The sequence below is a fragment of the Tamlana sp. 2_MG-2023 genome (assembly GCF_030548465.1).
Lineage (GTDB): Bacteria > Bacteroidota > Bacteroidia > Flavobacteriales > Flavobacteriaceae > Pseudotamlana.
This window is the reverse complement of the sequence record NZ_JAUOSF010000007.1, coordinates 207,626-228,119: the sequence shown is the minus strand read 5'-3', so window position 1 is coordinate 228,119 and position 20,494 is coordinate 207,626. Positions and strand designations below refer to the sequence as shown.

Below are 20,494 nucleotides of genomic sequence, written 5' to 3'. Positions count from 1 at the left end.
TAAAGAATAATCAGAAAAATTGATAATCTTATGAAAACAAAATTACTTTGTATCTGTATTGCAATGGCTGCTCTCTGTAATACGTATGCCCAAGATTGGGAGTATCTCGGCCCAGTGGATTATAACCAATTAGATGATGTGTCTAATTTCAATTTAAACAGTAAGGATATACCCTATGCTATAACCCGCACCACATATTATAAAGCATGTGTGAAGAAATATGAGAATGGGCAATGGCAATATGTTGGAAACCCTGAAGGAATCTCAGACTTACCTGTATATGCTAATTACAATACTAATTTAAATATTGAATTTAGCACTAATGATGTGCCTTATATCGCTTATGTTGAGTATAGTTATAACGGTGGTTCTGAAAGATCTAATACCATAGTAGTTAAAAAATATAATGGTACCGATTGGGAAACGGTTGGAGATAAAATTATAAATAGTAACGTAAGAGAAACCCCCATTTTAAAATTAATTCTAGACCACAACAATGTGCCTTATGTGCTTTTCGAAAATGATGAAGGTGGTAGTTCTGCCAGGTACTCTAAAATTAAAACTTTTAATGGTGCATTTTGGGTAGATATTCCTGGTGAGTTCTATGAAGCCGATATAGCGGTGGATAGCCAAAATGTATTGCATGTCGCTTACGCTGATATTGATTTTGGCGACCCTGAAACCAAAGGAATTGTTAGAAAGTTTAATGGTTCAACTTGGGAAACAGTTGGTAACCTAGATTTTACCGAAAAGGAGCCACGTCATTTCAATTTAGAATTTTCAAGTACAGATGTTCCTTATGTGGCTTATAAAGAGAGTGGTTATGTTTACAATTGGGATGAAATATCTGTGCAGTATTTAAACAGTAATGGTATTTGGACCTATCTTGGTGATCCTGCTAGCTTAAACTCGACTTCGTCAGGGGGAGAAGTTCCTTTTGTAATAGATGAAAACGACATTCCTTCTATTCTTGCAGAAAACAAAGACGATTATGATGAGCGTGGTATATACAAGTTTAATGGCTTTATTTGGAATTTATCACAGGTGATTCTTGATTCGTATAAAGATTTGAAACTGGTTTACGATAGCAATAACGTACCATTGGTTTATAATACAGAATCCTATATGAATGGCATTCATAAATTAAACAGTTCAAATACTTGGGATTATCTGGGGACTTTTGGTTTCACTACAGAAGAAACTGGTTATTTTGATGAAAACCAAACAAATACTACTTATAACACTGTGTTTTCAGCTATTTATAAGGATATCAGATATGTAGCCTACACCATAGGTAGTGATAGTAATCAAAGAGTTCGAGTTAAAAAGTTTGAAAACGGACAATGGTCGGCAGTAGGTGATACCGATTTTGATGGAGATGCTATTTCTGCACAGGATATAGTGGTAGATAGTTATGGTGTGCCTTATTTGGTATACAGAAATACAGATGATTGGAGTAGATCGTATACAGAAGTTAGAAAATTTAATGGAACTAGTTGGGAGTTTGTAGGGACACCTAGTCCCAAAACTAGTATTACATCAAAATTAATTCTTGATCATAACGACATGCCCTATCTTCTAGTTTACGAGAATTTTATTAATGTTTTAAAGCGTTTTGATGGTACAAATTGGAGTGTTGTCACACATCCTGATTTTGGAGATAATTTTAGATTTGATTTGGCGGTAGATAGTATGAATAATTTGTATGTACATGTTCCTATTAGTGTATCTCCTGGAGTGTTCCAGAGTAAGGTTTTTAAATTAAACGCATCTGATGATAGCTGGGATGTTTTAGCCGAAGATGACCTAGTTGATGGTCGAATTGTAGATATTAAAACTGATAAAAATGATAAGCCGTACGTAGCGATTATTACGGGTAATTATGAAGATTCTAGATTAACGGTAAAGGCATTCTCAAATAACAGTTGGCAAACCGTGGGGCAAACTAATGTTTCAAACTATTGGTCTCAATATGGCGAGTTAGCTTTTGATAGTGAGAATACACCATATTTGTGTTATATAGATCATGGTCCTGAAGCAACCTTTGCAAGCAATGTGAATATAAGTAGTAACACTTTACATGACTCTAAAAGATTGGTTAAAAAGTTTGATGGAAATAATTGGGTAGAAATTGAATCTCCTGAGCTCCCTGGGCTGCCATTAACTAAAAACTATAGAATGAATGGCCTAAATGAAGACTACTTTTATGCAGATGATACTGACAATTTACTCCTTTTTATGAATGGTGCGGTAAGATCATACGCTCTTGATATTGATGGCTCTTTAAGCACAGAAGATTTTGAGCAAAATACAATTAATATATATCCGAATCCTGTTGAAAATTTATTGAGTATTAATTCAAATAATCTGGTTATAACGGATGTAACTGTTTTTGACTATGCAGGAAAAATAGTAAAAACAATTATTTGGAATGATACTGATTTGAATTTAAGTGATTTAGATTCTGGTATGTATATCTTAAGAATCAATACAGATCATGGAATTTTAACTCGAAAGTTGATAAAACATTAAAGGTGTTTTTACATAGAATCTATTGACCTGTTTTAAAACTTAAATCAGGTTTAGTTTATTTTTGAAAGTCAGATAATCGAGCACGAAGTGCGTCCCGTAAAAACGGAACGTTTGAGTTTAACGGGTTGGTTGAAGACGTGCTGATTTGCGGGCTCTTGAATATTGCGAAAAAACACCCCTGTGGTCCCCTCTAGGGGACAGTTTTTATGGGCGGCGCTTACGGTTTACGATGTAAACGATAATTAATACTAGGGCTAAGATGAGAAACAAACCGTTTCCGCTTAAAAATGACATGATATCCATAAGGTTCTATTGATTCTTTTTTTTGTTAAAATAATATATGATATAAGCAATAGTGACAAGTACAAGAAAAGGTAGCATCGCGCCAATAAACACTCCTATTTCATAAGAACGGTCTGGGGCGTCTTTTATTTTCTCTTCAATATTAACTTGCTGAAGAAGGTTGATGCATATATTCATTGGGGTGGTCTTTACTGCATGACAAAGTTAGGTGTTTTGTGCTAGAGGAATAAAGGTTTTTCTAAATTTTACGATAAGCGGAACGCCTCTGGCGATAATCCAAAATGCGATAGCGATAAAAATACCGTGGAGCTTGTAATCTAAGGCATCCAACCAAAATACAATAGGAATAAAAACTACAAAGGTTGCAAATAGCAATACGTTTCTCAGGTATTTCATTTTACCGAGTCCTTTAAAAATACCATCAAAAATAAAGGCCAAAGTGCAGAGTGGTTGCATGGCGAGTACAATCCAAAATACGTTATAAAAAGCTTCTAAAACTTCAGGTTCTTTAGTGAATATGCGCCCAATTGGATAGTAAAATAAAGCGCCTAAGCCGGAAAGTAAGAGGCCTACTAGAAGTCCGTATTTAATAAGTTTATTACTTAAAAGAATGAGCGTATCATAAGCTTTAGCACCGAATAGTTTGCCGGATAGAATATTGCCCGCACTAGCATAACCATCTACAATAAAGGCGCCAAGAAACCATAAATTAATGGCTATGGTATAGGCTGCAATATATTCAGGTCCATAGCTTGTGGCTTTGGCACTGGCCAAGTACAAGGTAACGTTAAGCGCTATGGTTCTTATAAAAAGATTAAGAATCATGAAAATAAGACGTTTAATTTCTGGATTAAATGGAAATCTTGGCGTCAAAGGAATATTGGTTTTCTTCAACAAAAAATAGGCGGCTAAAATTGCCATTAACATCTGAGCAATTACACTAGCATAGGCAGCACCTTCAATATGCATGGCCGGGACGTAACCGGCGATGCCGTAAACAAAAATAACATCTAAAATAATGTTAGTCGTAGCACCTATGGTGGCGATGATCATAGGGTAGTAGGTGTTTTGTAAGCCACGAAACACACCAAAAATAGCAAAGGTAAATAGCGTAAAAGGAAACCCTAATACACGTATTTTATAATAGACCACGGTGTAATCTAAAATTAGGTCACTAGCGTTATAAAGTTTAAAAATACCCTCTGCAAAAGGGTAGGTGCATAAAATGATGAGTAAACTTAAGGAAGTGATGATAAAAATAGCCTGAGCTGGCAGGTTTTTTATTTGCTCTACTTTATTAGCCCCCACATATTGTGACACTATAGATGATATGGCGCTTCGTGTTTGACCCAATACCCAAATAAGCATCGAAATAAACGTGGTTACAATACCAACAGCTGCCAGTGATTCGGTGGCGTTAATTGGGATGTTACCAACTATAGCGGCATCGGTAAGGGATAATATAGGTTCTGAAACTCCTGCAATTAAGGCGGGAATCGCCAGTTTGTTTATCTGTTTTAAGTTAATCGTACTCTGCATTATAAAATAACCAAGGCGTTAATTGGTTTGCAAAACTACTATTCTAAATGGGAATATTGGTTTTAAGGTGAAGCGTAAATTTTAATTTTAAAGATGGGAAATAGGTTTATAAGAAATTTACCTGCTCAAATTCTTGATTATTGGCCATAAAAAAGCCTGTCTGAAAGATAGAAAAACTCGCTAAGCTGAATCAAGATCAGGTTGGCGAATGCTTTACGTTTTAGACAGGCTTGACTATAGTATTTGTTTACTGAAGGTTGAAGGTTGCTCCTACATTCATTGTAAACTGATTGTGAATTTCTTCAGCAGGACTTAGGTTGTTGTCATATTTAGCAATAGGAAATTGTGCTTCTGTAAATATGCCAAAGCCAGATGTGAAGAAGTAACGCGCACCAACGTGCCCGCCTAAATTCTTAAGACTTAAGCTTAAGCCCGGATATAAGTCAAAATTGTCATCAATGTTAATCACATTACCGATGTTAGCGTTGAAACGTGCTTTCAGATCAAAACGCTCTCCAAAATCTGGTTCATCAATAAGTGCTAATTCATCTGAAATACCTAATGCATAGCTAGAACTTAATCCAATAGAGATGTTTTCACCTAAACCATAGTCGTAACTTAGGTTTATACCAGTGGCTTCTGATTGAAGATTAGCACCAACTTGAAATTTTTGATCGCCTTTTCCTGAAAAAGCTTGTCCATTTACAAACGATACCGCAAGAACGGCAGCAATAACTAATAATTTTTTCACTTTCTAAGTTTTTAAAATAGAGTGTAAAAGTATTGATAAAATTGTGGATAGAGACCTTGGAAGCTTTAAAATTAGAAGTACAAATTAATTTTTGTTGCTAGATTATGAAGCAAAAAAAAGTGCCAGTTTTGAGGCTGGCACTTTTTTGCATAGTGTCTATGATTTTTTATTTCTCCCAGGCAAATTGTTGGAAACTCTCGTCCACTGGTGTTTCAGCGATACTGTTGGTATAATTACTAATCACTTTTTGAGATAAACCAAGTATGATTTCTAATAAATGTCTTTGGTTGTATCCAGCCTCAAAAAAGGTTTCCATTTCTTCTTTTGAAACCTTACCACGGTTTTTAGTTACCGATAGGGTCATGTTATGTAAGGCCTGTAATTTGGCATTAGGTAATTCAGTTTTGTTTCTTAATGCATCTGTAATGGCATCATCAACTTTCATGAATTTAGCGATACCTGTATGTGCAGGAACACAATAGTGACATGCGTGCTCTACGTTAATCGTTTGCCATACTACGGTAAGCTCATCATTATTAAATGAAGAGTTTGAAAATAATTCATGTAATACTTGGTAACCTTCTAATAAGCCAGGTGCTTCTGCAAGTACGCCGTGTAAGTTTGGAATATAGCCATAAGCCTTCTCAGAGTTTTCTAATAATGGTTTACTATCTGCTGGTGCAGATGCTACATCGTGAATTGTAAATGTTTCTTTTGAATTGCTCATAATTTTAAATTTTAAGTTTCTTATAACTAAACAATCGTTTAGTTAATGATTAAAAAAATAGTTGTTAAATGTTTTTAAAGGTGTTTTCAATATAGTTATCAAGCTGAGGTTTACTAAATAACTTGGTTGCAGATGCTAATCCGAACATGGCAATAAGTAAAAAATCGGCTTGCTGGGTAATGGTGGCCTGATCCTTTGTCGGGTCCTGTTTTAGGCTTCCAATGAATGTTTGCTTAACATCATCAGTAAATGCCGAAAGCACATTTTTTATGCGGTCTTCTGCATGAGCACCTAATTCGTTAGCCGTATTGGTCACTAAACATCCTTTACCAAATTCGGTTTCTTTAGTGAATTCAATAAAATTATAGAAATATTCTTTGATTCCTAAAACACCGTTAGACTTCGATTTTAAATCGTCAATTAAAGTGTTTAATTTCTTTTTATAACATTTTAAACTTTCAAGAAAAACACCGTTTTTGTTTCCGAAGCTAGAATAGATAGAGAATTTATTAATGCCCATTTCTTTTTCAAGCATCTGCATAGAGGTGGTTTCATATCCATTTTTCCAGAACAAATGCATCGCTTTATCTATGACCTCTTCTTCTATATATGCTTTCTTTCTCGCCATACCTTTTAAATACACTACAAAACTAAACAATCGTTTAGAAATAAAAAAATGTTTAACGTTTTGTTTGGTTTTGGGAAAGTGTAGGGTTATTTAATTTTTAAGGTATCCCAGGTTAATTGAATGAGTTTCGCTCCTGAAGAACTGTTAGAACCATCCATTTTCATTGTCATAATTAATACGCCTTGATCCTTTTCTCCTGAAGTGGCTATTTCATAAATATTGATTTCGTCATTATATGTGAGAACCGCTTTGTTCACATTAATCTTTTTTCCTGAGGATAAGGTTCTTTCGTAATCCTGCCTTTCTAAAGTATAACCATAATTAATGCTTTCTTTTGTAACCTCATTAATCATAAGTTCATTGAGCATAGTTGGGTTCAGTGTAGAATATTTTTGAATAATTAACCCAGAGCCTTCTGCAGTCATCATCATTAATTGTTCTATGCCTTGGTCCACTACAGTTTTAGAGACTTTATGATCTTTAAGAAACTTAAAGCTGAAAGCCTCATCATCATATATAAGGGTGTCTTTTTGTTTAACTTTTACCTTATAGACCTTGTTTTTTACATTAAATTCATAGGCTTTATCTAATGCGATTTCAAAGGTTTCTCCGTTAATTTCTATGTTATAATCTTCTTGTGATGTGATGAGGTTCGTTAGGCATAGAAATACTATGCAGAAAAGATTTTTCATGGTGTTTTTGGTTGGGTTGTAATTAATGGTTGAAGTTTTCAAATTGAAATTTTACTCAATAATTAAGGTTTTGTTTCTAGGATATTTCACCGCATATTTCAAATCTATAATTTTACTTTTATTTGGTTCTAATGAAAACTCCCAGCGTATCTCTCCCGTGTTAGGGTCTTGTTTTCCGTTTGATAACTCGAATGATTCTACCTTAATTTCGTCATTATTTGATACTGGAATTTGATCCATTATAAGCATATTAATACTTTGAGATTTGTTGTTTTTCACAGTGATTCTCCAGTCGCGATTTTCTTCTTTTTTACTTCCGATAAGCTTTTTAGAAGCATAATCAGAAATTTTTTCTCTACTTACAATCACATTTTTGTCGCGCCCTAGTGAGATTTGTAAACTATCTGAAGCGTAACGTACGTCTAGTATTGTTTTGCCAACGTAAGTGCCTTCAAAAAAGATATTCGCTTCACCTTCTAATAAATTATATTGTTCCCAGTTTTGAATGCTAGCAATTAAAAAGGCTTCATTTTCTATTTTAGGAACACTGTAATATTGATAGTCTGCAGGAAGGTTGTATTTAACCATATCAACCGAATAGCTTTTATTATCAGATAAAATGGAATAAGGTAAATCAATTTCAAAATTTACGGTAGTTTGGTTCTCAGTTTGTACCACAGGAATAGAATTATCAACGGAAACTCCTGAAACCGTCCCTTTTAAGTCCCTAGAAACTGATTTTCTTTTTCTTGTCCCATAGCCTACTATGACAACTTCATCTAATGCTTCCATACTTTCAACAAGCCTAACATTATGAATGGCATCGGTTATATTTATGATTTTGTTTTCATAACCTAAATACGAAAACTCTAGCTGTGTTGAAGTTTCGGGGATTGTAAGCGCATAGTTTCCATCAAAATCTGTGGTTGTGCCTATGGTGGATCCTTTGATAATAACATTAACGCCAGGTATTGGGCGAGAGTTTTCATCTAATACTTGTCCAGATACTTGATTTATGTCGCGATTATATCTAGGAGGTGCCGTATTGTAATTGAGGTAATAGGTTTTCAATTCTGGAGCCACACCCGATAAATTTGGGTTAGCTGATGATAATCGCAGTTTTACATTTTTCCAATCTATTTTGGTGTCTTGTTTTACATTGGCTTTATAAACAAGTTCTATGGGTTCATTAACATTTTTTGCCCTAATGTCGTAGGTTGGGAGCCACCCTGCGTTGCTAACCACATAAGATATTTCAAATTCTACTTTTGTTGTTTTTTTACTTTCAACTTTAACCAATATTTCCCCATTAGCATATTTTTTTTTGCTAGTCATGCTATTAATTTGGTTTTGTATGTCACTCTGCTTTTCTTCAAGCTTTGAAATAGTTTGATGGCGTTCAATTTCTTTAAGTTTTAAATCTGTCAGTTTAGTGCTGTAGAAGTTAGAAGCTTCTTTAAGATTAGTTACGCTCAATTCTTGATTTTTCCCACCAATTTGTCTGTTTTCTTGTAAAAAATTGAGTTCTTCTTTTAGTATGTCTAAATGTGTTTTTTCTAAAGTTAACAGGTTTTGATTTTTTTCAAGCGAAGCTTCTAAATCAATTAATTCTTGTTGTTTGTCTAGTTTGTCAATAAAATTTTGCTGATGGTTTACAGACAATACCGTTATGTTGCTATTAGCTTTTACTTGCACACTTTTAGACTCTATAAAAGGAGAGAGGTTTGTAAAGTTAATCATAGTGGTGCCTGGTTTTAAATCAACAGATTTTTTTCTAAGAATTTGTGCACCATTAATGAATACAGTGACTTCTTCTATTTTAGAACTGACTTTTTTTTCGGTTATTTCTTGTGAAAAGGAGAAGCTAAATACTAGGCAAAGTATAATAGTTATAGGGTATTTCATGGTAATTTTGATTGGGGTGTATGAGTTTAAAAAAATACAAAGCGGTTTAGTTTGTGAATATAAGCCTACGATTTTAATAATACAATATTTTGAATTGTTATCGGTTTTAGCGTCATAATCGTTTGGTTGGTAAATTGAAAACTATTTAACCACCCGTCCAATAAACTTATGTTCATGTTTCAGAATATAAACCCCTGAATGAAGTCCGCCTAAATTCGAGATTTTAGAATTCTCTACCACTTGTGAAGCAACCAATCGCCCTTGCAAATCCCAAATGTTAATAATAGCACCAGTTTTAAGGCCTTTAATAACAATATGGTCTATAAACGGATTAGGAAACAGTTGAAACTTAATATCACTTTCTATGTTGTTTGAACTTAATGTACTACAAGCTGATGCCGTACTCAAGTGTTTTTCTAAAATAGCCATTTGTGGTTTGTCTGTTGAGCCATCAGGTTCTACAGAAAGAATGTAATTTCCCCACCACGGACCTCCAGCCCAATAGGTGCCGTTGATGCAGTTTTGTTTTAAATGTTTTAAAAAATTATCCAATGCGGTTAACCAACGGCTGTCATTTGCAGGAACACCATATTCACCAACAAAACCACTGAGATTATTGGCTTGTAACCAATTTACAAAAGGTGAAACACGGTCTATGCCAATATTGGGGTAAGCGCCTTCAGTATCATAACTTCCACTATAAGTTCCTGAGGCATCATTATCAAAATACACATGGGCTTCAAAAATGAGCTTGTTAGCGGGGTCGTTTAGATTCTTTAGGTTATCGCTAAACTGCATCCAACGTTCGGCCGAACTCCAACTGTCTCCACCAACGATAATGTTTGTTTGCGTATCGTTAGTTCGTATACCATTTATAATGTCTTGGGCGGTATCAAACCAAGGTGCATTGACGAGAAGGTCGTGAGGTTCATTCATGATACCGTAACCCCAAATGTTTGAATAGTCTTTGAGTTCAATGGCTAATTTTGTCCAGAGGTCTTTGATATGCGCCATGCTCAATTGACTCGAACCAATAATCACTTCTTGTCCGTTTAACTTATAACGACAGTAGTTATGCAAATCTAGAATGACTTCCATATCGCGATTTTCAGCAGCATTTAAAACGGCCTTTATACGTTGTAATTCATTTAAATTTAAACTTCCATTTAGACTAGGTTGTATACGCTCCCATTTAAAAGGTAAACGAACTAAAGTAAGCCCTTTACTTTTGTAATAATCTAATTCATTTTCGGTAGGGTAAGTGTAATCGACACCAAAAGTTCCGGGCATGTTTTTTCCAAAATCAGCACCGGCTAGGTTAACACCAAAGGGGTTTTGTGCGGTTGTTTGAAAGGCTAGCAGTAATAGGAATAAGGTATAGGTGAACGTGATTTTCGGTTTCATAGACTTAAGGGCGTACAAAAATTATTAAAATGTAAATATAGTATTACGTTTTGTGGCATTTAATTTATTCTTTATTTTATTTGGTTTAGAATTCTGATTTGAGGGAAAACTTAAGGTTAAAGCTTTTGTCTTAAATTATTTAAATGATACTATATTTTGGTTTATTCTGATTTTTTGATCTTATATCTTGGGTTATACGGTGTTTATTCTGTGTGATTTGGGCTAAAAATTCTTTATTTATAATTGATTTAAATAACTTGCAGATGTAAGCTAGGATATTTATTTTTGCAGCTATTTGTAATAAGTCTAAATAAATGAATCGTTTTATAGTATTGTTTTTTGTGATGCTCAGTATGTTCGCTGGAGCCCAATCTAAATTTGGGCAAATTGTAGGACAGATTACTGATGAATCCGGGCAAACGCTATTAGGCGTAACGGTACTGCTTAATAATACTAGTCAGGGTGCTGCAACCGATTTAGACGGCAACTATGTTTTAAATAGAGTGCGCTACGGAAATTATTCCCTGAAAATTTCTGCCATTGGTTACCAAACTCAGGAAATTGATGTAGCGGTAAATTCAGAAGAAGACATCGTTAAAAACTTTGTTTTAAAAGAAGATACTTCTGAGCTCGATCAAGTCTATGTGGTAGGGAAAACCAAAGCTGAAAAAATTAAAGAAGTAGGCTTTAGTGTCAATGCTATAGAAACACAAAAGATAAAAACCCAAAGTATAGCCATTAACACTGTTTTGGATAATTCCGTTGGGGTACGTGTAAGGACTACCGGAGGAGTAGGCTCTGATTTTGAATATTCCTTAAATGGTATGTCGGGAAATGCTATTCGTTTTTTTATTGATGGTATTCCTATGGATTATTTTGGTTCATCATACTCTGTAAATAACTTACCAATTGCACTTATTGATCGTATTGATATCTTCAAGGGAGTGGTTCCTGTAGAGTTAGGGTCCGATGCTTTGGGTGGCGCTATAAATTTGGTAACTAAAGAACAGGTTGAAAATTTTGCTGAAGTGTCTTATTCCTTCGGTTCTTTTAATACGCATAAAGTAGCCTTTAATGGGCAGTGGAAATTCGATTCCGGTTTTACAACACGATTGTCTAGTTTTTATACCTATTCTGATAATAATTATAACGTTTGGGGAAGAGGTGTTTATTATGGCGAAGAAGACACGGGAAAGGCCATTGAGTTTACCAAAGACAATCCCGCCGAACGTTTTAATGACGATTTTCAAACCTTCAGTACAAAACTCGATGTTGGGTTTACTAATAAATCATGGGCCGATCAGCTCTTCTTAAGCATTTTGGGTTCAGATCTTAAAAAAGGCGTGCAAACAGGACAAACCATGGGGCATGTGTACGGTGAAATGCGCAATAATGAACAAGTGCTCATGCCTAGTTTAACCTACAAGAAAAAGGATATCTTCACAAAAGGTCTAGATGTGAGTACCTTTGCGGCGTATTCGCATACCAAAGCAGAGGTGATTGATACTACCACTGCACGTTACGATTGGAGAGGTGAGGTGATAGGCACCAATCCTTCTGGAGGAGAAACTAGCCGAAATGGGCGCTCTTTATATACCCAAACAGATAACTCGGTTATTGCTAGATTTAACGGCACCTACCAGTTGCCTAAAGATTTCAAATTAGGATTTAATTATTTATATACCAGTACCAGCCGCACTGGAGAAGATCCTTTTTCTCCACCACATAGATTGGCTTATTTCGACCCTCAAAATATAGCTTCGCATTTTGCAGGACTATCTTTAGAAACGATTAAATTCAATAACAGACTTCGGGCAAATGCCTTTGTAAAGTGGTATGGTTTTGACTCTTCCATAAATGAAGTGGTTTATACTACTGAATATGAGGTAAGGCCTGTCACGAGCAATATTTCTAATTGGGGTGGTGGATTTGCGATGTCCTATAAGCTTTTTCAAAGGTTTTTACTGAAATCTTCTCTAGAACAAGCCACGAGATTACCAAATGCTACCGAAGCTTTAGGTAATGGCGTGACGATTACCAATAACCCTGATATCAAACCAGAACAAAGTTTTAATGCCAATGTAGGTTTTATATTAGGCAGACTTCCGCTAGGGGGAAGCCAAGGTATAAAATTAGAAATGAATGCCTTCTACAGAAACACAACAGATAAACTTCAGATGAATGTTCAAGGCGGACAGGCAACAGGCATATTTGAAAATATAAAAGAGGTTTCTGGAACGGGTGTTGAATTGGATGTTGTTTATGATTTGAATCAGAAATTTAAATTCAATATCAATGGAACTTATTTAGATTTCAGAAATACCTTAAAAGTTGATGAGAATGGTAATGACAATATCATTTATGGCGACCGCCTTAAAAACGAACCTTATCTCATGGCTAATGCTGGTGTAGAGTATACTTTAGAAGATGTTATTCAAAAAAAATCTAAGCTTTTTATGTACTTGCAATCGAGTTATGTGCACGATTTTTTCCTCAATTGGTCAAGTCTAGGAAATGAAGATACCAAAAATAAAATCCCAACCCAATTGGTTTTTGATGCGGGGTTAGGCTATACGTTTCCAAATGAAAAACTGAATGTTTCAGTAGATTTTTCAAACTTTTTAAACGAGCAGGTCTATGATAACTTTTTACTGCAAAAACCCGGTCGAGCGATTTTCTTAAAATTAAACTACCAATTCCTATAGAAAACTATAAATCAGAAATTAATAAATATTATAAACATGAATTTAAAACTTATGAAAACTAATAAAACTTGGAAAGCTGTAACAGCTTGTTTGTTTATCGCTTTAAATCTTGCATTTTTTGGATGTAGCAATGACGATGATAGTACTGATGATGGAGACTCAACTCAAGATGTGTCGTATTTAGTAGGTGCAGCCGTTGATGAGGAAGGTTATTATTTTACAACCGATAATATTACATCTGGTTCTTTATCTATTCAAGGTAATGGAGCTGAAGGTTGGGCGTCTATATCTGTAACTGTAGATGGTTATTTGTATATCGTTAACAATACAGAAGGATTAACTGAAAAGTTTGAATTAACCGAAAATGGTCCTGTAAAAGTAGATGCGATTTCTAATGCTGTATTAGCTCCAGGAGCTTTCTTCCGTTATATCCAAGCTACTGATAACGGTGATTTATTCTTATCAAGTAGTCCTGAGAAAGAAAGTGGTAAAATGCCTTACGGGATTATTGATTTAGATACTTTTACAGCTGCAGGTAATGGGTTTATTGAATTTCCAGAAGTAAATGGTAAAGTGAATTTATGGGCTAATGGTTTAGTTCAAAATGGTAAAATCTACTTTGGTTCTTTATATGGTGATGCTAGTTGGGCAAACTTAGAAGAGAATTTAATTACAGTAGCTTTTGATTACCCATCTATCACAAACCCTGAGGTTTTAGAGTCTTCTGCTTCTGCTGGAATGACTGCTGGGTACAGAACTAACGGTACTTTTGCTACTGAAACTGGTGATTTATACCAATACAACATTACTAGTCCATTATGGTACGGAAATGAAGAAGTTGCCGATAAGCCTTCTGTGTTTGTGAAAATTGCGAATGGTGATTATGACGATTCTTATGTATTAGATGTGTCTGCACATTTTGGTGAGCCTGTTACTATTTGGAATGCTTGGTATGCAGAAAATGGTATTGCTTATGCTAATGTAGTACGTGCTGCTGATGCTCCTGAGTGGGGTGATTTATCACAAAACACAGGTACTTTAGTTGAAATTGACTTATATAATGAAACCATAACTGAATTGAATTTACCTAAAGCGCCGTTCGTGAATATTTTCACCTTAGACTGCGTTGAAAATGGTAACTTCTATATCCCTGTAAGTATTGCTGGAGGCGAGGCTAATATCTATGAAATTAATATTGATGGTGGTGCTAATGGCTTTACAAAAGGAGCGAAGTTAGATGGTAGTAATGTGTATGTAGACGTACTGCAAAAAGTAAACTAATTATAAAGATTTTTAACTTTTATATAGCTATATAATCCAGTTAAATTTTGAATATTTGCGAGCCCCAACCCAACGATGTTATTTGGGTTGGGGTTTGTTTTTTCTATGAAAGCACGACTAAAAAATATACTCCACAAACTACACCTTTGGCTAGGCATGGCCTCTGGCTTGATTGTGTTTGTTGTGGCTATTACAGGTTGTATTTATGTGTTTTCATATGAAATAAAAGATGTTGTCTATAAAGACAGGCATCACGTTTCAATTCCTGAAAACCCTACTAGAGCACCCATATCTCAGCTAATAGAAACTGCTGAAGGCGCTTTTAACAACACTTACAGCTTTCAAAATGTAATTATTCCAGATGACCCCAATCATGCCGTAAGCGTTAGCTTTACAGAGGTTGATAATACGGTTTTTGGTTATCATAATTACATGAAGTTTTATAAAACCGTTTCCTTAAATCCCTACAGCGGAAAAATAATTTTTATAGAAAACACCAAATGGGAGTTTTTTAATATCGCTTTAGCTATACATATGAATTTCTTCATGGGTTACAATGACGTAAGTCATTATATTATCGCAGGAGCCACATGGACTTTTGTTTTTATGCTCATTTCTGGCTTAATTTTATGGTGGCCCAAAAAATCACAGCGTAAACAAAGCTTTAGCTTTCGCTGGAAGAAAAGCTCGAAATGGCGACGTAAAAACTACGATTTACACCGCATTTTTGGTTTCTACATGCTTTCTATTGCTCTAATTCTAGCCTTAACTGGTTTAATGTGGGCCTCAAAAAGTTTTAATAGTTCTGTGAAATGGGTAGCTAACGGCGGAAAAACAATCCCGTACGCGGCACTTTCTAAACCCGTACAAAAAACAAACCCAGAACAACCATTTGATGTGATATTAAATTCGGTCATAAAAGATTATCCTGAGTATGAGTTTCTGTTAATACGTAAACACCCTAAACCTAGTATTCCGTACATTGTTCGTGTTTATAAAAAAGGCGAACAAAACTATAAGCGTACCGAATTGTATTTTGACAGAACTACGGCCGAACTACTAGATACTTTTACTTTTTCTGATAAAAACAACGGTGAAAAAATACAAGCGCTCAATTACGATTTACACGTAGGTGCTATTGGCGGCTTAGCAACCAAAATACTAGCCTTTTTGGCAAGTTTATTAATAGCAAGTTTACCGATTACGGGCTTTTTAATTTGGTACGGACGCAAGTATAAAAAGAAAAAATAGTTATAAATTATACATAATTAATTTATACATTTACCAAGTAGATTTTACAATAAAAATCAATGGGGGATTAGCTCAGCTGGCTAGAGCGTTTGACTGGCAGTCAAGAGGTCACCGGTTCGACTCCGGTATTCTCCACCAATGTTTATAAGGCTTCCAAGAAATTGGGAGCTTTTTTGGTTTTCTCATGTAAAATTCCCCCAATACGGTCATTAACCGATGATTAAGATATAGTTTTTCTTTACCTATCTTTTCAAGAGTGGAACCTCCTGTGGTTTTAATTTTTAAGAATAATTTTTAATTAAGTAAGGCTTACATGCGTTATTCAAATAAGGGTAAATATTTATTAAAATTATCTTTATGAATTTACTAAAAACCAAAAGCCCCCAATTAGGGAGGCTTTTGCGCTTATAAATAATAGTAGCAAATTGAAAAACACTTAGTATAAGTAGTGCGACAATACTTTAGTATGTTTAGTGAAATACCAAAGCCTGCCTGTTTCTCAATTATTTTATAAGTAGCTTTTTAGTTGCTGCTTTTTCATTATTACTAATTTTAATAAGGTATAACCCACTGTTTATAGGTAACTGGGTCTGATTTAAGGAAAAAGTGTTTAAAGCCGTTATCTTCTGATTTAAAATAGTTCTTCCATTAATATCACTTATTTCTATGACACCTGAAAATACACTGCCAAAATCAAAAGTTAGTTCTCCATTAGTATATGGGTTTGGATAAATACTTACGGCATTTTTAAATTCTAAATCTGTATTCGAAAGCGCTTCTTCAGTCAATGAAAAATCGTCACAGTATCCTGTGTTTTGAGACCAATACCAGAATCGATAAGTTTCGTCTTGGCTGCCAGTAGTAAAGGTGATTTCCCCTTTAGAATAGCTAGTGGTTGTAAATTCAAAGTTTTCTACTAGCACATTACCGTCATGTTTGCTCACGCCTAAAAAAGCGGAAGCTCCTGTTGCTGCAACTTTGCCATAGGCCGAAACCGTATATGTCGTATTGGCTTTTAAGGCAACTAATTGTGCAATACTAGAATTGTTTACCGAACCAGCATGTTGTTCTGAATTTTGGTTATTGCTTACTACATTTGAAGCACCTGCACTGGCATCCCAGTTGGTTAAATCGCCCATTTCAAAACCACTATTTTTAATTAGCCCTACACTAGTTGAAGGCGGTGTTGCTGTTTCGTCTTTTTCCCAAACACGAACGTAATCCACATACATAGTAGTTGGCATACCGCCCAATTTCGCTTGAGCATCTGGATCTACCTCTGGGTTTACCGCATTGTTTCGGTTGTCGTAAAATTTAACAAAAGGTTTTCTTAAACCTAGAGATAAAGTCACGTTCATTGGCCTGTGCCAATATAAGTTTTGTTTTCTAGCTACTTCTACACCATCTACATACCAGATGATTTCATTTTTATTAACTTCACAACCATATATGTGGAAATCGGCTGTTGGGTCCCATGAGGCACGCCATTTGTTTAATTGCGCATCTGGAAAAGCTTTAGGTCTTCGCCATACATCTTGCCCGTTTTCTTTTACCACGGCATGTAGGTTAAGATCTATATCTTGAATGTCGTCTTGGTGGCCTTCATACCAATCAAATTGTTGTAGTTCTACAATATCAATTTCACTATACACAGTTTCACCATTGCTAACTGTACGATCAAAATCGCTGTACAGCCAAAAAGCAGGACAAACCCCTTCACCTATATCGGCACCTTTTATCTTTGCTTCAAAATAACCATAAGTAAAAGTGGCATACGATTTTAAAATACCTGATTTAAAGTAGGTACCACCATCGTCGGCGTTATTTGGGTTTTGTCGCATGGTCAATGCAGTAATGCCGTTATCATTTTCAACATTTTGTTGGTTGTTCCATTTCCAAGCAGTAGTGTTTGGAAGGGCTTCTGTTTTTCGCCATTTAGACCAGTCGGGAGTGGCGCTGTTAAATTCATCAGAAACATTCCATTTAATGTTCCATTGATCGTTCGGGTTTTCGGTTGTTGTAGGTTTTTGGGCATGTATTGTAGCGCTACATATTAGGGCTGTAGTACATAATAAATTACCAAAAATTTTAAAAGAGTTAAGTTTCATCATGGGTTAAGTAATATTTGTTGAATGGTAAAATTAAAAACTAAGCCTTGCGTTTAGTAGTATGAAATTAACTACTTATGGTTTGGAATTACCCTTTTTAATTATTTCTTGAATTTGAAAACTTAAAATTGAGCAGAAGCCTGGGATTGAATTACTTATAAATAGATAGGCCTCCATATATTGAAGGCCTATGCATTAGTGGTAGTAAATGTAAATTAAAGTATTACATTATTTTACAATCAATTTTTTAGTTATTGATGTGTCTTTATTGCTAATTTTGATTAAGTATAAACCTTGGTTAAGGTTTGATTTGTTAATGGTTAAGACATTTTGAGTATCTATATTTTCAGTTAAGATAATTCTGCCATTTAAATCATAAAGTGTAAATTTTCCGGAAAAAGAAGCTCCAAAATCGATAGTTAGATTACCGTTTGTAAATGGATTTGGGTAGATGTTTACTTCGTTTTGAAATTCTATATTTTTATCTGAAATAGCCTTGCTTAGGTCGTTTGACTTATTAGTGGCGCTGCTTAGATTCCAGTAAAACACAGAGGCTTGACTTTTGTTACTAGCCGTAGCTGAAATAGATTTGTTCCCGTTTAGCACCCAGTAATTGTTGTTGATTTTCGATTTAATGAACACCCCATCGGAGCCATTGGATTCTATGGTAAATTTTTGTCGATTAAAAATATCAGATGCACCACAGCGCAAACTATTGTCACTTGCTGTTGTTACGTATTTGCTAGTTGAAACCGATTGTAATCCGTAGAAACCGTCTTCCTTAACGACCACAAATTTTTCTAATGCATTTACAGCATTTTTTGTGGCTTGTATAGCTGTGCCCGACGATTTGTTTACCGTCAAGTATAATCCAGCATTTGATTGTAGAGATATGGTTTGTCCTGCTTGTGGAAGTCCTGATGTTCCACTTCCGTTTTCATTATCGTTATTGGAGTTAACCGTGATGCTGCAATTTGCAGAAAAGTTACCATCAGCTGTTTTCACTAAAACGGTAGTAGTGCCGTCTTTTAGGGCTTGAATTTGTCCGTTTTGATTGATGGAAATAATAGCGGTGTTTCCAGCCGACCATGTCACATTTTTATTGGAAGCATTTTGAGGCAAAATAGTAGCATTCAAAGTTTTTGTATCCCCAACGTTTAAGTTAAGATTACTGTTGCTTAAGGTAACTCCTGTAACCTTTATTGTAGTGTTGTTATTATCATCATCATCATTGTTGTTACTACCACCCTCAGTAAGCGTAAAATCGTCGCAATAAGCCGTGGCAGAAGACCAGAACCAAATTCTATAAATTTCTTCTTGGTTTCCAGTAGTAATGGTAAATTCTCCTTTAGAATAGGAAGTGCTTGAGAATTCGTGGTTTTTTACAACAGCATTGGTAGCATGCTTATTGATACCCATAAAAGCGGTATTTCCAGAAGTTACTTTTCCAAAAGCAGAAATTGTATAGGTTGTGTTTGCTTTTAAGGTAACCAATTGTGCAATACTAGAGTTGTTAATCGAACCAGCATGTTGACCGGATTTTTGGTTGTTGCTAACGACTGCAGAAGCTCCAGCGCTAGCGTCCCACTTGTTTAGGTTTCCCGTTTCAAATCCTTCATTTTCTAATTTTCCCATGCCAGTATTTGGTGGCGTAGTTGAAGTTCCTGATTTTTCCCAAACACGAACGTAATCCACATACATAGTGGTTGGCATTCCGTTTAGTTTTGCTCTAGCAGCTGCATTGGTCTCTGGGTTTACTGCGTTATTTCGGTTGTTGTAGAATTCTACAAAAGGTTTTCTAAGGCCGAGTGATAAAGTCACGTTCATTGGGCGGTGCCAGTAGGTGTTTGGTTTTCTGCCCACTTCTACGCCATCTACATACCAAATAATTTCTTGTTCGTTTACCTCACAGCCATAAATATGGAAGTCTTTTGTAGGATCCCAAGGGGCGCGCCATTTATTTAATTGCGCGTCTGGATAGGCTTTTGGTCTACGCCATACATCTTGTCCGTTTTGTTTAACTACAGCGTGTAGGTTTAAGTCCATATCGCGTATATCGTCTTGGTGGCCTTCGTACCAGTCAAATTGTTGTAATTCTACGATGTCGATTTCACTATATATGGTTTGTCCATTAGAAACGCTACGATCAAAATTACTGTAAAGCCAAAACGAAGGGCACACGCCTTCGCCAATATCGGCACCTTTTATTTTTGCTTCAAAATAACCATAAGTAAAAGTGGCATACGATTTTAAGATTCCCGATTTAAAGTAAGTGTTTCCATCAGAAGCATTATTAGCATTTTGTCGCATGGTTAGGGAGGTAATGCCGTTGTTGTTTTCTACATTTCGTTGATTGTCCCATTTCCATGCCGTAGTGTTGGGAAGTCCAGAAGTTTTTTGCCATTTACTCCAATCGGGAGAAGCACTATTAAACTCGTCGGAGGCATTCCATTTAATCTGCCATTGGTCGTTGGGGTTTTCAGTTTTTGTAGGTTTTTGTGCGTGAAGCATTCCGGTGGTGGTCAGAATAGCAGAAACGCAAACAATTTTACCCACTTTTTTAAAGGTGTTTAAATGTTTCATTTTGTTAAAAATTAGTTATGTAGTAAAAATACTTCATATTTTTACTATAAATGTCTCGTATTTACCTGTTTATAGTCCGTAATTA

At 35.3% G+C, this 20,494-nt stretch carries 14 protein-coding genes, 1 tRNA gene and 1 pseudogene; 6 read left to right on the top strand and 10 right to left on the bottom strand.

Annotation, left to right across the window (positions count from 1 at the left end):
* Window positions 1–30 precede the first annotated feature (30 nt).
* Both Q4566_RS13260 and Q4566_RS17090 read left to right on the top strand, forming a co-directional pair.
* On the top strand, window positions 31–2,532 hold the full coding sequence (locus tag Q4566_RS13260; RefSeq protein ID WP_303421980.1) for a T9SS type A sorting domain-containing protein: 2,502 nt from the start codon (window positions 31–33) through the stop codon (window positions 2,530–2,532).
* Window positions 2,533–2,589: 57 nt separating this feature from the next.
* Window positions 2,590–2,676: pseudogene (locus Q4566_RS17090) on the top strand (oxidoreductase); the annotation flags it as partial.
* A gap of 165 nt (window positions 2,677–2,841) precedes the next feature.
* Here the strand turns inward: Q4566_RS17090 and Q4566_RS13255 are convergent.
* From Q4566_RS13255 to Q4566_RS13220, 8 genes are all read right to left on the bottom strand, one after another.
* Entirely contained in the window at window positions 2,842–3,012 is a 171-nt protein-coding gene (locus tag Q4566_RS13255) for a hypothetical protein (protein WP_303421978.1), read from the bottom strand.
* A 27-nt stretch (window positions 3,013–3,039) separates the two neighbouring features.
* Window positions 3,040–4,374: an MATE family efflux transporter gene (locus Q4566_RS13250; protein ID WP_303421975.1), complete on the bottom strand. Its 1,335-nt coding sequence runs from the start codon at window positions 4,372–4,374 to the stop codon at window positions 3,040–3,042.
* Between the two features lie 247 nt (window positions 4,375–4,621).
* A complete protein-coding gene (locus Q4566_RS13245; protein WP_303421973.1) occupies window positions 4,622–5,125 on the bottom strand; it encodes a DUF6646 family protein in 504 nt (167 codons plus the stop codon).
* 166 nt (window positions 5,126–5,291) lie between these two features.
* Complete coding sequence (locus tag Q4566_RS13240) at window positions 5,292–5,852, bottom strand: carboxymuconolactone decarboxylase family protein (protein ID WP_303421970.1); 561 nt, start codon at window positions 5,850–5,852, stop codon at window positions 5,292–5,294.
* A gap of 64 nt (window positions 5,853–5,916) precedes the next feature.
* Window positions 5,917–6,480 carry a TetR/AcrR family transcriptional regulator gene (locus Q4566_RS13235; protein WP_303421966.1) on the bottom strand — a complete coding sequence of 188 codons (564 nt, stop codon included), beginning with the start codon at window positions 6,478–6,480 and terminating at the stop codon, window positions 5,917–5,919.
* A gap of 86 nt (window positions 6,481–6,566) precedes the next feature.
* The gene (locus Q4566_RS13230; RefSeq protein ID WP_303421964.1) at window positions 6,567–7,214 is read right to left on the bottom strand and encodes a hypothetical protein; all 648 of its coding nucleotides are present in this window, start codon (window positions 7,212–7,214) and stop codon (window positions 6,567–6,569) included.
* Between the two features lie 9 nt (window positions 7,215–7,223).
* Window positions 7,224–9,077 (bottom strand): mucoidy inhibitor MuiA family protein, encoded by a 1,854-nt coding sequence (locus Q4566_RS13225; RefSeq protein ID WP_303421962.1) that lies wholly within the window; start codon window positions 9,075–9,077, stop codon window positions 7,224–7,226.
* Window positions 9,078–9,218: 141 nt separating this feature from the next.
* A complete protein-coding gene (locus tag Q4566_RS13220) occupies window positions 9,219–10,481 on the bottom strand; it encodes a cellulase family glycosylhydrolase (RefSeq protein WP_303421960.1) in 1,263 nt (420 codons plus the stop codon).
* A gap of 314 nt (window positions 10,482–10,795) precedes the next feature.
* Here Q4566_RS13220 and Q4566_RS13215 point away from each other — a divergent pair, with 314 nt between their 5' ends.
* The 4 genes from Q4566_RS13215 to Q4566_RS13200 all read left to right on the top strand — a co-directional run bounded on the left by Q4566_RS13215 (window position 10,796) and on the right by Q4566_RS13200 (window position 15,856).
* Entirely contained in the window at window positions 10,796–13,186 is a 2,391-nt protein-coding gene (locus Q4566_RS13215) for a carboxypeptidase-like regulatory domain-containing protein (protein WP_303421958.1), read from the top strand.
* 51 nt (window positions 13,187–13,237) lie between these two features.
* Window positions 13,238–14,467 (top strand): hypothetical protein, encoded by a 1,230-nt coding sequence (locus Q4566_RS13210; protein ID WP_303421956.1) that lies wholly within the window; start codon window positions 13,238–13,240, stop codon window positions 14,465–14,467.
* 75 nt (window positions 14,468–14,542) lie between these two features.
* On the top strand, window positions 14,543–15,718 hold the full coding sequence (locus tag Q4566_RS13205) for a PepSY-associated TM helix domain-containing protein (RefSeq protein WP_368506630.1): 1,176 nt from the start codon (window positions 14,543–14,545) through the stop codon (window positions 15,716–15,718).
* Between the two features lie 61 nt (window positions 15,719–15,779).
* Window positions 15,780–15,856: transfer RNA gene (locus tag Q4566_RS13200), tRNA-Ala, on the top strand.
* Window positions 15,857–16,221: 365 nt separating this feature from the next.
* Here the strand turns inward: Q4566_RS13200 and Q4566_RS13195 are convergent.
* Together Q4566_RS13195 and Q4566_RS13190 are read right to left on the bottom strand one after the other, a co-directional pair.
* Window positions 16,222–17,829, bottom strand: a complete 1,608-nt coding sequence (locus Q4566_RS13195) for a family 16 glycosylhydrolase (protein ID WP_303421952.1) — start codon at window positions 17,827–17,829, stop codon at window positions 16,222–16,224.
* 225 nt (window positions 17,830–18,054) lie between these two features.
* On the bottom strand, window positions 18,055–20,409 hold the full coding sequence (locus tag Q4566_RS13190; RefSeq protein WP_303421950.1) for a family 16 glycosylhydrolase: 2,355 nt from the start codon (window positions 20,407–20,409) through the stop codon (window positions 18,055–18,057).
* Window positions 20,410–20,494 lie beyond the last annotated feature (85 nt).